Annotated in this window: 14 protein-coding genes; 6 read left to right on the top strand and 8 right to left on the bottom strand. The window is 65.2% G+C overall.

The features are described from left to right. The first annotated feature begins 254 nt into the window (after positions 1-254). The 5 genes from FRC96_RS21310 (at position 255) to FRC96_RS21330 (ending at position 4,288) form a co-directional block, all read left to right on the top strand. The gene (locus FRC96_RS21310; RefSeq protein ID WP_146977574.1) at positions 255-608 is read left to right on the top strand and encodes a rhodanese-like domain-containing protein; all 354 of its coding nucleotides are present in this window, start codon (positions 255-257) and stop codon (positions 606-608) included. A 156-nt stretch (positions 609-764) separates the two neighbouring features. Then, the gene (locus FRC96_RS21315; protein WP_146977575.1) at positions 765-1,439 is read left to right on the top strand and encodes an ArsR/SmtB family transcription factor; all 675 of its coding nucleotides are present in this window, start codon (positions 765-767) and stop codon (positions 1,437-1,439) included. A gap of 177 nt (positions 1,440-1,616) precedes the next feature. Beyond that, positions 1,617-2,063: a DoxX family protein gene (locus tag FRC96_RS21320; protein ID WP_230470552.1), complete on the top strand. Its 447-nt coding sequence runs from the start codon at positions 1,617-1,619 to the stop codon at positions 2,061-2,063. Positions 2,064-2,126: 63 nt separating this feature from the next. Further along, the gene (locus tag FRC96_RS21325; RefSeq protein ID WP_146977576.1) at positions 2,127-2,600 is read left to right on the top strand and encodes a DsrE family protein; all 474 of its coding nucleotides are present in this window, start codon (positions 2,127-2,129) and stop codon (positions 2,598-2,600) included. A gap of 56 nt (positions 2,601-2,656) precedes the next feature. After that, the gene (locus tag FRC96_RS21330; RefSeq protein ID WP_146977577.1) at positions 2,657-4,288 is read left to right on the top strand and encodes a bifunctional metallophosphatase/5'-nucleotidase; all 1,632 of its coding nucleotides are present in this window, start codon (positions 2,657-2,659) and stop codon (positions 4,286-4,288) included. Between the two features lie 16 nt (positions 4,289-4,304). On the opposite strand, the gene FRC96_RS21335 is transcribed toward FRC96_RS21330, so the two are convergent. From FRC96_RS21335 to FRC96_RS21350, 4 genes are all read right to left on the bottom strand, one after another. Then, a complete protein-coding gene (locus FRC96_RS21335; protein ID WP_146977578.1) occupies positions 4,305-4,937 on the bottom strand; it encodes a GNAT family N-acetyltransferase in 633 nt (210 codons plus the stop codon). A 126-nt stretch (positions 4,938-5,063) separates the two neighbouring features. After that, positions 5,064-6,056 carry an NAD(P)H-dependent flavin oxidoreductase gene (locus FRC96_RS21340; RefSeq protein WP_146977579.1) on the bottom strand — a complete coding sequence of 331 codons (993 nt, stop codon included), beginning with the start codon at positions 6,054-6,056 and terminating at the stop codon, positions 5,064-5,066. 138 nt (positions 6,057-6,194) lie between these two features. Next, complete coding sequence (locus FRC96_RS22540; protein ID WP_230470553.1) at positions 6,195-7,805, bottom strand: hypothetical protein; 1,611 nt, start codon at positions 7,803-7,805, stop codon at positions 6,195-6,197. 10 nt (positions 7,806-7,815) lie between these two features. Beyond that, positions 7,816-8,406, bottom strand: a complete 591-nt coding sequence (locus tag FRC96_RS21350) for a hypothetical protein (RefSeq protein WP_146977580.1) — start codon at positions 8,404-8,406, stop codon at positions 7,816-7,818. A gap of 304 nt (positions 8,407-8,710) precedes the next feature. Here FRC96_RS21350 and tesB point away from each other — a divergent pair, with 304 nt between their 5' ends. Beyond that, positions 8,711-9,580: an acyl-CoA thioesterase II gene (gene tesB, locus FRC96_RS21355; RefSeq protein ID WP_146977581.1), complete on the top strand. Its 870-nt coding sequence runs from the start codon at positions 8,711-8,713 to the stop codon at positions 9,578-9,580. A gap of 28 nt (positions 9,581-9,608) precedes the next feature. Here the strand turns inward: tesB and abc-f are convergent, their stop codons facing one another. The 4 genes from abc-f to FRC96_RS21375 all read right to left on the bottom strand — a co-directional run bounded on the left by abc-f (position 9,609) and on the right by FRC96_RS21375 (position 14,953). Beyond that, on the bottom strand, positions 9,609-11,252 hold the full coding sequence (abc-f, locus tag FRC96_RS21360) for a ribosomal protection-like ABC-F family protein (protein ID WP_230470554.1): 1,644 nt from the start codon (positions 11,250-11,252) through the stop codon (positions 9,609-9,611). A gap of 276 nt (positions 11,253-11,528) precedes the next feature. Then, positions 11,529-12,218: a zinc metallopeptidase gene (locus tag FRC96_RS21365; RefSeq protein ID WP_146977583.1), complete on the bottom strand. Its 690-nt coding sequence runs from the start codon at positions 12,216-12,218 to the stop codon at positions 11,529-11,531. A gap of 114 nt (positions 12,219-12,332) precedes the next feature. Next, complete coding sequence (locus FRC96_RS21370; RefSeq protein WP_146977584.1) at positions 12,333-13,418, bottom strand: hypothetical protein; 1,086 nt, start codon at positions 13,416-13,418, stop codon at positions 12,333-12,335. Continuing rightward, positions 13,415-14,953, bottom strand: a complete 1,539-nt coding sequence (locus tag FRC96_RS21375) for a PEGA domain-containing protein (RefSeq protein WP_230470562.1) — start codon at positions 14,951-14,953, stop codon at positions 13,415-13,417. The genes FRC96_RS21370 and FRC96_RS21375 overlap by 4 nt, the downstream gene beginning before the upstream one ends. Between the last annotated feature and the right edge of the window lie 36 nt (positions 14,954-14,989).

Raw genomic sequence — 14,989 nt, forward strand, 5'->3', positions numbered from 1 at the left:
CGGGCGCATCGTCGTAACATAACGTATCGATGCGTTTTCGACACCCCCCAGTGCCTCCTCGCACGTCTCACCCGCGGCGTTGCACCAACTAAACAATTTAGAAACAGTTGAAACGAATTTGAATCAAGACCGCTCCATTTTGAGACATCGCAGGCCTTCGACCACGTAGCTTCGCCGAATTTTCAGGTTGGCACGCCTCTCGCAAAGCTCATCTTCCGAGAAACGAACCATCCCCCAAACCATGGACGACGACGATGACATTCAACCTGACAACCCTGGCGCTGATCGCGCTGGTCATCCTCATCGCCCTGTCGATCGTGAGGAAGAAGATGAACTTTATCGATCCCCAGACCGCTCGCCAGCTCGTCGACGAAGGCGCCCTTCTGGTCGATGTGCGCACCCCTCAAGAGTACAACGAGCGCCATATCCCCGGCGCCCTGAACCTGCCGCTGCAGGAGCTGGAGGCTCGCACCGCCGAGCTGCCAAAAGACCGCACGCTGGTGCTCTACTGCCGCTCGGGAAACCGAAGCTCGATGGCCCGCCGCTTCCTGCTCTCCAAGGGTTATGAGGAGGTCCACGACCTGGGCGCCATCACCAGCTGGCGCTGATCTGAAGCCCCGCTGGCAAGGCACAGCGCTTGCCAGCGGGGCCATTCCGACCAGACGTCTGGAAATAGAATCCACCTCCTCACCGCTTAGCCCTTCGACGAGATTTAAACGATCATCGAATCGTTCGTTTGAAAGCCCCGCAGCATCGGAGTCGCCATGACCATCGAAGACTTACCCAACTCGCTCTACGAGGCCTTCGCCCGGGTCGGTCAGGCCCTGGCCAGCCCCCACCGGCTGCGCATCCTCAACATCCTGGCGCAGTCGGAGCGCTCGGTCGAAGAGCTGGCCAGTCGCCTCGACCAGAGCATGGCCAACACCAGCACCCACCTCAAGGTCCTCAAGCAGGCCCGCCTTGTGGTCGGGCGGCGAGAGGGCAAGCATGTCTTTTACGGGCTGGCCAATGAGGCCACCCGAAGGGTGTGGCTGGCGCTTCGCGATATGGGGCTCTCGGAGCTTCCCGAAGTCCGCGACCTGATGCACACCTACGCCGAAGATCCCCACAACCTCTCTCTGCTCAACACCCCGGAGCTGCTGGAGCGGGCGGAGCGCGGAGAGGTGATCGTGCTGGATCTGCGCGGCAAGCGCGAGTTTGAAGCCGGACACGTCCCCGGCGCCCGCTCCATCCCCGCCGACGAGCTCGACCAACGCCTCAAAGAGCTCCCCACCGACCGCACCATCGTGGCCTACTGCCGCGGCCCCTACTGCGTGGCGGCCATCCAGGGGGTCGAGAAGATGCGTGCCGCCGGCCTCGACGCCCACCGCGCCACCGACGGCATCCTGGAGTGGCGCGCCGCCGGCCTCCCCGTCGAGGAGTCTGACCACGCCGCGTAAGCTCCCACCCGCGGCCTGCCCCACATCCGCATCCCCCTCTCAACCTCGTCTGACCTGAACTCCGACTCGGATCCTCCCACGATCGTCGCGCGTGCCAGCGTGTCGAGGAGGTGTGTGGCGCGTACTTGCACACCACACACTTAAACAATCATCGAAATATTTAACCTAAGGACGTTTATGATCGCTTCGTTGCAACACCGCGCCCGACGACTGGAACCCCTCTCCCGGGCGCTCTTTCGCATGATGCTCAGTGGCATCTTCATCGTCGCCGGCCTCAACCACCTGATCGATCCCTCGCGCACCGCCGCGCGCCTGGAGAGCTCCCCGATGGGCTTTCTGGCCACCGCCATCGCCCCGGCCCAACCTCTGGTGGTGCTCAGCGGCGTCGCGCTTCTGATCGGCGGCCTCGCCCTCCTTCTGGGCCTCTATACCCGCGCGGCCGCCCTGGGCCTTCTGACACTCCTCATCCCCATCACCGTCACGGTGCAGGTCGGCAGCATGGCCTCGATGGGACCGCTCTTCAAAAACATCGGCCTGGCCGGCGGGCTGCTCTTTTTCATCGCCCACGGCGCCGACGTCTTCGCGCTCGACACCCTCAAAAAACGCGCCTTAGCCACACGCTGAGCGATCTTCGCCCGGATCGGCCTACTCGCCGACCTTTCTACTCCCCCTTGTTCTGGAGCCTGTATGCGACACCCCCGACACCTCACCCTCGCGCTGCTCACCGGCACTCTGCTCATGGTTGCCGGCTGCGCCACCACCGCCTCCTCGACCGCCGGCGCCAGCCCCACCTCGGCCTCGCCAGCTGAAGCGGCCCCCTCCCGCACCGTGCTCAGCGTGCGCACCGAGCGTCACCTTCAAGTCGCCCTGCTCACCGCCCACACGCTGCTCGAGGGTGACAACCCGCCCACCTCCCGCGCCGACGTCGTGGCCTGCGGCCCCGCCGTCGAAGCACTCGTCGAAGCGGACATAACACCCGAGCTCGCCACGCAGATCGAGCGCCTCACCGAGCGCGGCAGCCGCGTGGTCGCCTGCGGACTTTCGCTCGAGCAATTTGACGTGGATGTCGAGGCACTCCACCCCGAGGTCACCGTCGTCGATAACGCCTTCGTCGAGATCTTCAGACTTCAACGCGAGGGCTTCTTGAGCATCGAGCTCTGAGACCAACTTCTGGCCATTTACGGGCTTCACACTGTCATCGCCAAGGCTCAACACCCATGCGTAAACACCTGAACTTACTGACCATTTCCACCGCAGCAATCACCGCAGGCGCGCTCATCGCCGCCTGCGCCAACGCCCCTGCCACCCCGGACTCCGCCACGCGGCAGGCCGACTCGCCAGCCACCGAACACCCCGGCGAAGCGCTCACCGTGCTCTTTGTCGCCGACCTGCACGCCCAGCTCTACGAGCACCCCGAGCTCTTCTGGCACGAGGGCGAAGACGACCGCCTGGAGATGGCCGGGGGCTTCGCGCGCGTGGCCGCAGCGATCGACGCCATCAAAGCCGAGCGCCCCGGCCGTGTGCTTGTGCTCGACGGGGGGGACACCCTCCAGGGGGCCGGCGAAGCCGCACTCACCGAGGGTGCCGCCATCGTCCCGGCGCTCAACGCGCTGGGGATTGACGCGGCCATCCCCGGCAACTGGGAGGTGGCCTACGGCCCCGAGGTACTCAAGCAGCGCGCCACCGAGCTCAACTTCCCCCTCTTCGCCGCCAACCTGCGCGATGAGGCCACCGGTGAGCGCCTCTTTCCGCCCTACATCGTCCGAGAGTTCGGCGAGCTGAAGGTGGGCGTGCTGGGCTACACCGACCCGGACGTGCCCGAGCGCCAGCCCCCCGCCTACAGCCAGGGCCTGAGCTACCAGGGCCCCGAAGAGCTGCCCGCCCTCATCGACGATCTGCGCACCGAGCAGGGCGCCGATGTGGTGCTGCTCCTCTCCCACATCGGCCTGGCCAAAGCCGTGCAACTCACCGATGAGCTTGAGGGCGTCGACGTGCACCTCTCCAGCGACACCCACGAGCGCACCTACGCGCCCATCGTGCAAAACGGCACCTGGGTGGTCGAGCCCGGCGCCTTCGGATCCTTCATCGGTCGCCTCGACCTCACACTTGAAGATGGCAATCTCATCGACAAACGCTGGGAGCTTATTGAGCTCACGGCAAACGACTTCCCCGAAGACCCGGAGATGCTCGCCATCATCGACGAAGCCACCGCCGCCACCCGCGACGAGCTCTCAAAAGTGGTCGGCCATACCTCCGGGGGCCTCGCCAGGCACAACGTCATTGAGACCACGCTCGACAACCTCCTCTCCGACGCGCTGCGCGAGGCCACCGGCACCGAGATCGCCCTCTCCAACGGCTTTCGATTCGGAAACCCCGTCCTCCCCGGCCCCATCGTCGAGGGTGACCTCTGGAAGTTCTACCCGGTGGTCACCGAGCTCAAAACCGGGGAAGTCACCGGCGCGCAGATCCGCGCCTTCTGGGAGCGTGAGCTTGAGAACGTCTTCGCCCACAACCCCGCCGACCGCTTCGGGGGCTGGATCCCTCGGCCTTCCAACATGAGCGTGCGCTTTAAAGCCGACGCCCCCGCCGGAGCGCGCGTGGTGGAGATCCGCGTGGGCGGCGAACTTCTCGACGAGACGCGGGTCTACACGCTGACCGCCTGCGAGCGCGAGGGCGACCACCCCGACACGCTCTGCCGCATCCCCAACGCCAGAAATACGCGCACCCACACCCTGGATGCCCACGACGCGGTGCGCCGCTACCTGCAAAAGCACCCCGACGCCACACGCCACCTCGAAGGTCGGGTGGTGGCCGAAGATCGCCCGCAGATCCTCCGCAGTCAGCACTGAAGATGATGCGCTGCCCCTAGAGCAACTTCCTGCCCACCACATCAAAGGCGCACACCGCGGCCTGACGCGCAGGGCTCTGGGGGTAGCGCTCTTTAAAGAGCGTCCAGATCATCTCATCACACGTGTTGCCGGCCGCGTCGCGTTTGCGGCCGCGCAAGGTGGCCTCATGCTCAAAGCCCAGGCGCTCGGGGATGCGCGCGCTTGGTGTGTTGCGCGGATCACAGTGAATCTCCACCCGCGAGACGCCCTCGACCTCAAAGGCCACCTTCACCAGCGCCGCGGCCACCTCGGTGGCCAACCCCTGGCGGCAGTGATCGCGATGTACCCAGTAGGCGATCTCACGCGCGCCGGGGCCCGGCCGCGTCTGCAGCCCGCTGGCCCCCAGCATTCGGGTCTGGTCTGGCGTGAACAACCCGAACACAAAATCTCGCCCCGCATCAAAAGCGCTGCGCAGCTGACGCAACCGCTCGATCTTCTCGTTGAGGTCGCGCGGCTCATGCCGTGTCCAGGAGAGCCAGGGGCGAAGATGCTCCAGGTTATCGTCGACCGTCTCCTGAAAGAGACGCGCATCCGCCGGGTTGAGGCAGCGCACGATCAATCGTTCGGTATGAATCCGATAGGCCGGCCCGCGGTAGGTCTGAGAGCTCATAGGCACACCACACTGCAAGGTGAGTCGCGCTGCGAATGCCTCTGAATCTAAGAGTATTTTAAACTTCACAAAGCGGACGTCCTCCCCCCTCTCGTTTCAACGCACCTCATCAACTCTGAAGCAGCCTTAGCCCGCAGCCTTGCGATAGCCCTCAAACGCGGCCTCAAACTCCGCTACCACCTCGGCCGCCGGGCGCACGCCCTCAATGACGTCGACGCTCTTTCCGGCCTGCCAGTAATCGTTGTAGCCCCCATCACGCGTGGCGCCCCGGCCAAGCGACCACACCGAACGCGCCGCATAATAACTGCGCACCCAGTGCTTAAAGCGCGGGCTCTGCAGAAGTCGCCGCGCGATCGGCCCCACCTCCGTGCCCACCCGCTCCACAAAGGGGGTGCGAATCACCGAGACGGGCACCCCGGAGATGCGACGAGTCAGTACGATGTCTTCTTTGCCCGCGTTGACGATGGCCTGCTTGTAGTCGACGTGCGCGCTGCATTCCTCGGTCGCAATAAAGCGCGTGCCCAGCTGCACCGCCTCATAGCCCTGCTCCAGCGCCTGCACAAAACCCTCGGGCCCGCCCACCCCGCCGGCCATCACCAGCGGCACGCCCAGATCGCTGAGCTCCTCATAGAGCTCGCCGGCGTCCTTACTGCCGGCGTGCCCGCCGGCCCGACCGTTGACGCAGATCAACCCGTCGACACCGGCCTCCAGCGCCTTAAGCGCCCACTTGCGCTCAGTCACATCGTGGTAGACCACCCCGCCGACCGCGTGCACCTTCTCGACCACCCAGTCCGGGTTGCCCAGCGCCGTCACAAAGAAACGCACGCCTTCTTCCAGCGCGATGTCGATCCACTTGCGCATGCGCTCCTCGTAGATCTTCGAGGACTTCTCCACCAGCGCGTTAAACCCCACCGCCCCGCCCTGGTTCTTCGCCTGAATCTCCCGCAAGGACTGGCGGAGATCGAGCCGGTGCGCAAACGCAATCGAGAGGGGCTGCACCACCGCCACCGCCCCGGCGGCCACCACCGCCCCCACAAGCTCCGGGTTGGAGCAGGGGTACATCGCCCCGCAGATCACCGGGACACGCGCCCCGGTATGCGCCAGAAACCGCTCACTCATCGCTCTCTCCTCATCCCACAGCGTTGCCGCTCTATCAGGCCACCTCATCAAAAAAACCGCGCCCGCTTCAGCGGGCGCGGCTTTGCAACTTAAGCCAGCTGGGCGTTTTCGACCAGCGCCCGGCCATTCTCGTCAAACTCAGGGCAGCGTCGGCACGCCCATCTGCACCGAGTCGACCGGCGCCACACCAAAGGAGGGGCCGTAGTCAAAGGGTCGCCAGAAGTTGTTGTTCACCAGCGAACGGCTCTGCGAGTGCGCCTCAACGCCGCGCTGATAGAGTGTCACGGTCGCCGTCGAGTTCCCGTAGGCCTGATCATTGTAATAATGCACGCCCACCCGATACGAGAAGCCCGGCAGCGCGGTCTCCTGGCTGATCATCTCTCCGGTCTCTCCGTAGAGATCATCGATGACCAGCGCAACGCGGCCGTCATGCCAGACCTGCTCCAGCTCTCTCCAGAACACACACCAGGGGGCGGCGCTCCCGACCCCGTCGAGCTGCCCGTCCTCATGGCAGAGGTAGATGTCCATATCGGTGCCCACACCATTGCCAGGCACAGGCACGTTAGGGTTCTCCCAGGTCAGCGTGATCACCGCGTCGTTCGCCCCGAAGGGGCTCTCAATGACGTCCACCGGCAACATCTCAGGAGCACAGGCCAGGTCGAGCTGCTCATCATGAAGTTTCAGCCCGATGACGTAGCTTCCCAGCTCCGCGAGCTGCACCCGGGTCGGCGCCTCATCGCTGCGGTCATAAAACACCGGGGTTGTCGCCCCGCTCGGTGTCTCCACCACGAACCACTGCACGCTGAAACGCGCCTCGGCGTAGGGTCCGTCCACATTCAAATCGAAGAGCCCACCGGTGGCCTCGGTCGGGTTTGCGGACTCCACGGCCGTAAAGCTCGGCGCCCCCACAGGCGTCACCACCGGGCAATCCGGCGAGAGCGCTTGAAGCGCACCGCTGAGCCCGAAACGGAACTCACCGGGAGCGTCGATCACACCGACCACGAGCTCGCCACTTAAGTCCGCTTCATACGGGTCAAAGGTCACCGAGAAGCTCAGCGTACGCCCCTCTTCGATGCGTGCCGGCCAGCCGCTGACGCTGCCGATCGTCAGAGTGTAGGCGTCGCCTTCCACCTCCAGCGAATCCACGCGCGTGGGCTCGGCTCCGTCACACAGGCGAACTTCAAAGTCCACCGTCGTCGCACTCGCCAGCTCTCCAAAGTCGATATCGCCGCCTGCCGGCGCGCCATCCGTCCAGATCTCGACGCAGGTCTCGGGCTCATCCGCATCGGGTTCATCGGCGTCGGGCTCATCCGCGTCAGGCTCATCCGCGTCAGGTTCATCCGCATCAGGTTCATCCGCGTCAGGCTCATCCGCGTCAGGCTCATCCGCGTCAGGCTCATCCGCGTCGGGCTCATCGGCGTCGGGCTCATCAGCATCGGGCTCATCGGCGTCAGGCTCATCCGCGTCAGGCTCATCCGCATCGGGCTCATCGGCGTCAGGCTCATCGGAGTCAGGCTCATCGGCGTCAGGCTCATCCGCATCGGGCTCATCGGCGTCAGGCTCATCGGCGTCAGGCTCATCCGCGTCGAGGTCATCACCCGCGTCGCCCGTATCGCCAGTATCATCTTCCACCGACACATCGTCATTGAGATCCCAGGCGTCCGGGCTGCGACGATTCTCAGAATCATCGCTACAGGCCGCTGCCATCAGCGAGACCATCATCACCATCACAAATCGTTTGCTCATCATGGTCTCCTCCTCAGAGCTGCAGGCAGATGCCGCCAAAGCAGAAACTTCCATTGGGGCACCGCGGATCTACGCCGTCGGTGCATCCCTCGCACAGCCCCAATGAGCCGCAGGTTAGCTCGGGGTGACAGGCGGTCTCGGTACAGAGGGAGCCGGCAACCTCACAGGTCAGCGTGTCCGGATTGCACACCTCGCCAGGCTCGCAGGTCGCGGCATCATTCGGATCGCAGGTCTCCGGCTCAGGCTCGCCAGCGTAAAGTACGCCGTCGGTGTCATTGCCCTCACGGCAGGCCCCGGCCTCACAGACCTCGCCATCGCCGCAATCTGCCGGAGATTCACACTCCAGCGTCGCCACGCACTGACCGGCCGCGTCGCAGGTCGCGCTTCCCGGGCAATGTGCGTTGGTCTCACAGGGCGCGCATGCGCAGAGATCTTGATTAAAATAAGGCGTCGGTGCCTGGCAGCTCTCCACCACGCAGGCGCTGGACGCCTGCGTGACTTGCCCGGCGGCGTCTTCCTCAGCCGCCTCGGAGCAGCCGCTGAGCGCAACCAGCGCCAGCGCTGCAGCCAGTACACCCTGGCCCATCCACATTCGCATCGACATGGTATCTTCTCCATAAAACAGGCGCGCGGGCCGGCCCTGCCGGCCTCGCTCGCGCTGCGGTCCTTACCGCTCATTGACGTGTCTTCTAACCTATCGCCCCCACCTTACACCCGCCCCCCGCGCCGCAGCGAGGATGCCTTGCTCATCGCTTCATCGCACCGCACTTGAACCACCTGTGGGGGCGTGGAAGGATGCCAGCGCTTCGGCACACACCTGGTGTGCACGCGAGACGTACGCGGGCGCTTAGTATTCACGATATGCCTGTCTTTTTTCAAACTCGCCCCCCCATCCTCCCGAGAAACGTATGACCGAAGTCCTTCAACAACTCGTCGATCTGCTCGCCTTAGAGCGCATCGAAGTCAACCTCTTCCGCGGCCACTCCCAGGATCTGGGCTGGGGCCAGGTTTTTGGCGGGCAGGTGCTGGGCCAGGCCCTGTCTGCGGCCACGCAGACCGTGCCCGAAGATCGCTACGTGCACTCGCTGCACGGCTACTTTCTGCTGCTGGGCGACGTCAACACCCCCATCGTCTACGACGTCGATCGCATCCGCGATGGCGGAAGTTTCACCACCCGGCGCGTCGTCGCGATTCAGCACGGTCGCCCCATCTTCAGCATGTCCGCATCCTTTCAGAAAGCGCAGCCGGGCTACGACCACCAGGATGAGATGCCCGACGTCAAGGGCCCCGAAGGGCTCCTCTCCCAGGTCGAGCTCAGCCGCCGCATCGCCGATGAGATCCCCTCACCGCTGCGCGAGCGCTTTACCGCCGACTCCCCCATTGAGATTCGGCCGGTGCGCCCGATGAACTACCTCAAGCCCACCATCCGCGAGCCCCAGAGCGCGGCCTGGTACAAATCCGCAGGCACCCTCCCCGACACCCCGGGCATCCACCAGTCGATGGCCGCCTACGCCTCCGACTTCAACTTCCTGGCCACCGCGATGTACCCCCACGGCGTCTCCTGGCTGATGCCCTCGATGCAGGTCGCAAGCCTCGACCACGCGATGTGGTTCCACCGCCCCTTCCGCTTCGACGACTGGCTTTTGCACCACGTGGAGAGCCCTTCCGCCAGCGGGGGCCGGGGGCTTGTGCGCGGACGCATGTTCAACCAGAAAGGCGAACTCGTCGCCTCCACCGCGCAGGAAGGCCTGATGCGCCCGCGACGCAAGAAGAAGTGACCTCCCCCCGGGTGTCGCGGCAGCGCACTCAGCGCCCGGCGCCGGCCACTTCGCTCCGATCGAGGTGGTCGGCGCCCTCTCGCCACCTTAAAAACTCCGCGTAGCCCCCCTGGAAGTCATTGACCCCCTCCGGCGTGATCTCGATCACGCGCGTGGCCAGCCGCTGCACAAACCAGCGATCGTGGGACACAAAAAGAACCGTGTTCGGGTAGGCCTCCAGCCCCCTGGCCAGCGAGTCGATGCCCTCAAGATCGAGATGGTTGGTCGGCTCATCGAGCACCAGCACCGTGGGCTCGGCAACCCCCAGACGCGCAAAGGCCAGGCGCGCTTTCTCTCCGCCGGAGAGCGCGCCGACGCGCTTCTCAATATCGTCTTTGCCAAAGAGAACTTCAGCGAGTTTGCCGCGAATAAAGCCGTTGGGCTTGTCGGGGAAGTGGCTCCAAAGCCAGTCGTGAAGCGTGCTCTCCGCGGAGCCTTTGAGCTCGGCCAGGTCCTGCGAAAAATACCCCGGCTCCACCGCATGCCCCCATTCGATCTCGCCACAGTCGGGCTTAAGCTCGCCCATCGCCAGCTTTAAGAGCGTGGACTTACCGATGCCGTTCGGCCCCACAATCGCCACCCGATCGCCGCGGTTGATGCTGAAACTCACATCGTTGAGCACCCGGCGCTCCTCAAAAGAGCGCGTCACGCCCTCCACCCTCAACACCTCTTTGCCGGTGTCGCGCGCGGCCTTGAAGTTAAACGTGGGGTACATGCGCGAGCTCTGCGGAAGCTCCTCGACCTCCATCTTTTCCTTTTCAACCTGCTTGACGCGGCTCTGAGCCTGACGCGCCTTGGAAGCCTTGGCCTTAAAGCGCTTAATAAACGCCTCCTGCTCGGCGATGAAGGCCTGCTGCTTGGCAATCTTGGCCTCCTGGCGATCCCGGTCTTCGACCTTGGCCTTCTCAAAGCGCTCGTAATTGCCCTTGTAGACCAGCACCCGCTCGTAATCGACGTCGATGATGTGGGTGCAGATCGTGTTGAGGAACTGATGGTCGTGCGAGACCACCACCACACACCCGGTATAGTCGCTTAAAAAGCGCTCCAGCCAGGCGATCGAGACGATGTCGAGGTGGTTGGTCGGCTCGTCGAGCAGCAGAATGTCGGGGTTGCCCGCCAGCGTCTGCGCCAGCAGCACCCGCAGCTTGTAGCCCCCGCTCAACGACGAGAGCGGCTCACGATGCTTCTCGGTGGGGATGTTAAGCCCCTCCAGAATATCGGAGGCCTTCGACTCCATGGCATAGCCATCAAAGGCCATCACCACGTCTTCCAGATCGCCAAAGCGCTCCACATCGAAGGCTTCGGGATCTTCGGCGGCTTTTGCGAGCATCGCCTCCTTCTCCACCATCGCCGCCCAGAGCTCGGGCACACCCATCATCACCACATCGAGGATGGGCACGTCGTCGAACTCAAAGTGATTCTGGCGCAAGACGCCCACGCGTTTGTCTTTGGGGATGGCGACATCGCCCGAGGTCGGCTCCTCCTGGCCGGAGATCACCCGCAGAAGCGTGGATTTTCCGGCCCCGTTGGCGCCGACGATGCCGTAGCGCGAGCCCCCATCAAAGGCCACCGTCGCACCTTTAAAGAGGGTGCGGGCGCCGTACATCACCCCGAGATCATGAATCGAAAACACGTGTTGCTCCTGCGCAAAAGACCGATGGCTTCGCTCTCCTAACACCAACCCCCGGCAAAGACCACCATCGCCGCGCTCCGGTTGTTCCCACCGACTCTTCTTATCGCCCCCGGACCTCGCACAAAAAATCCGAAGCTCGGGAGCATCTCCTGAACTTCGGATCATGGGTTTCGACAGGCTGATCGCCAATCTTCTCCGAGAAGACGCATGACAGAGCGCCTTAAAAAACGTTCGCCGCATCCGCCTTCCCCGAGCCTTTTCTAAGGTTCATATGCCTCAGCGCCGCCCGCCGAGAAGTCCGGCCCGCCAGGCCCAGTAGAGCAGCTGCAGCACCGCCGCCACAGCCGCGGCCACATAGGTCGCCGCCGCGGCATTAAGCACCTTGGCCACCCCGCGCGCCTCCTCCCCGGTGACAAAGCCCTGCTCATTGAGCACCCGCTTTGCGCGCGCCGACGCATCAAACTCCACCGGCAGGGTCACCAGCGTAAACGCCACCGCCCCGCCAAAGAGCACAATACCCACGGTCGCCAGGCCGCTGATGCCGATGACGATCCCGGCGATGGTGATCCACAGCCCCAGGTTGGTGCCGATGTTGGCCACCGGCACCATCTTCTGGCGCAACTTCATCATCGCGTAGCCCTCCTGATGCTGGATGGCGTGGCCCACCTCATGGGCGGCGATGCCAGCCGCCGCCACCGAGCGCCCGTTGTAGATATCCGGGCTCAAGCGAAGCATCTTCGCGCTCGGGTCGTAATGGTCGGACAACATCCCCTGCACCGGCTCAATGCCCACATCGCGAATGCCCCGCGCATCGAGGATCGCCTGGGCGATCTGCTGGCCGGTCAGCCCCCGGCTGGTGGGCACTTGGCTCCACGTGCTGAACGCCGACTTCACCCAGGCCTGCGCCCCCATGCTCAGCACAAAACCCACACCGAGAATCACGAGATAAACAGGATCGAAAAACATGGTCTGACCTCCTACACAAGGGGCCGGCACGAAAGCGCCGGCCCTTTCTGGGTCCATTTCGTCGGGCTGAACGTATACACAGCCCCCGGGGGGTCAATCCGATTTTCACCGGCCTCAACGCAGCGCCGCCTCCAGCTCGCGGGCGGCCTCCTCATAGCGCCCCAGCGCCTGCAAAAGCTGAGCGCGAAGCACGCCGGCGCGCGCGTCGGTGGCCTCATCCCAGCCGGCCTGCGCGCGAAAGCGATCCAGCGCGGTGAGCGCCTCGGCAGGCTGAGCGCCGGCGGCCAGCGCTGCCACCCGATACCAGCCCACAAATCGCAGGTCGGGGTTGGCCTCGGCGGCCTCACCCGCACGCCTTGCTGCCCGCTCATAGCGCCCGTCCACCAGCGCTTCGGCCGCCTCCACCACCATCAGCCGCCGCTCCACCATATCGGCCACGAGCGCATCGCCCGTCAGCTCCGAGGCCAGCTGCAGCCGCTCTCGCTGCACCGCCCAGTCCGTCTGGGTCAGCGTAGGAACAAGCCCGGAGGCCTCTCCCAGAAGTCGCGCGTCATGCTCATCGAGCAGACGCTGCGCCAGGCGAGCCTGCACGCTGCCAAGCTCCGGGGCCGCATACCCCATGCGTAACACCGTGCGGTAGAGCCCGTAGGCCCCGCCCCCCGACGCCGTCAACGCCTGCCCGCGATTGAGCTCCCGCTCCAGCGCCTCCAACGCCTGACGCTGCGAACCGGGCACCACATAGCCCTCGCCGCCGGCCTGGGTCGCGGCCATGCGGCGCTCCGAGCGCACCTGCTCGGCGTCGGCGGCCTGCGGCGCCAGCCTCAGATAGTGATCATAGTGATGGGTCGCCTCGGCGTAGCGCTCCATCCAGAAGTTCGCGCGCGCCAGATTGCGATAGGCCTGCGCCCGCTCCGGGAGCACCTGCGCCGCCTCGATAAAGCGCTGGCGAGCCGTCTCATAGTCGCCCCCATTATAGGCATCGGTCCCCTGAGCAAGGATCGCGTCATAGGCCGCCGAGCGCTCACCACCCTCGACAGATTCCCCTTTAAGATCAGGAACTTGCGCATCATCAACCACCTCGGAGACGCGCCCCTCCTCCGCCTCACTCCCCGGCTCCTGAGCCAGCGCCGGGCTCGTCGCCACAAGGCACACGCCCACCCACGACGCGCTCGCCAGTGACATCCATCGTCTGATGCTCATAGCTGCTCCGGGGGTTGGGGGCTCAGGCCCGGGATCTGCGGAATGCCCACCCCGACCATCACGCCAAAGAGGTGCTGCGCGCCCTGCTCACGTCCCAGGTAGATCTCGGTGCGGTAGCTGACACCGACCGACCAGCGCGGGTCGAAGTGGTAACGAACCCCGGCTCCCAGCGACCAGAACGCGCGCGCCTGAGAGAGGATCACAGACGCCTCGCTGCCGGCTGGCCACGCCCGCAGCCGCTCCCAGTTCACGCCCAGGCCCGCCTCCACGTGCGGGACGAGGTTTTGCCAGATGAAGCGGAAGCGAAGCTGCAGAGGTCGAAGCGAGATAAGCTCCCGTCGCTCCACCTGGGCCACCACGCTCCCACCGCCCGGCCGCGTCCACAGCTCAGCCTCCTCGTTCACGCCCCCACCGGCATAACTCAGCGAGAGCAGCGTCAACCCCAGCTGCTCCCCCTCCCAGATCGCGTCGAGGCGAAGCCCTCCCGCCCCCAGCGTGCGCCGAGATCGCGCCTCCAGCTGACCCTCCTCACGCCACCCTTCAAAACTGTACTCCAACCCCTCAAGATCCCCGCGGGTCTGCCGCGGCGCGCTGCGATGAAAACCCAGCTCCACCCCGGCGCTGACCTGCAGGCGGTTGGCCACCAGCGCCGCCACATCGATCTCGCGCAGCAGGCTGCTCGGGTTGGTCATCGTCACCGTCGTCTCGGTCAGCCGCGCCGGCGCCACATCGACCACCTGGGTCAGCGGCTCATACCCCTCGGCGCGTACCTCCACGGCGTAGCGCCCGGCAGGCAGCTCTAACAGCTCGGCGGCGCGCCCCATCGGGGCGTCCTGAATCCAGATCTCCGCGTTATCCGGCGCCCCCAGTACCCGCAACCTCCCGGGGAGCTCCTCCAGCGACTCGCTCAGACGAACCGCCTCGCCACTGCCAACCTCCACCTCACCATCGACGCGCTCGTACCCCTCCAGCGCCAGACGATACGCGTAGCGGCCCACCGCCCGCTGACCGCTCCAGGGCGTCTGACCGACCACCTCGCCATCAAGCCACACCTGCGCTCCGTCTGGCTCGCTCTCCACCGAGATCACCCCGGAGGCATCAAAAAGTTCGCGCACAAGCTCAAAGCCCGCCGCTCGCCCCTCTCGCTCCGCCAGGCTGCCGCTTGAGACCTGCGCCCCTCGCCAGTCCACAATCTCGTAGTTAACTTCCAACTGACGCGCCTGACGCACGACCTCCACCCGCACCAGGAGCTCCACCCCCAGCGCGTCCATCGCCAGCGCCGTGGCCGATCCGCAGGGCTCCACCCCCAGCGCACAGCTCGGCCAGGGTCGAACCTGCGCACGAACCCGCGCCTCCACGTCCTCCGGGGTTAAAAGATGCCGCGAACGCTCCGTCGAAAGCGCCTGCGCCACCCCCTCGATCACCGCCTCGGTGGCCTCGCCATCAAAGCGCCAGGCCACGCTGCGGGCCGGCTCCGAGGGCTGCGCCGCCGCCGGCGAGGCCATTACCATCGCCACAACGCTCAGCACCACCATGCTCAAAAAAGTCGCAACGACGCGACCTTGCGACCT

It is taken from the genome of Lujinxingia vulgaris (assembly GCF_007997005.1).
In the GTDB taxonomy this organism is placed as follows: Bacteria; Myxococcota_A; Bradymonadia; order Bradymonadales; family Bradymonadaceae; genus Lujinxingia.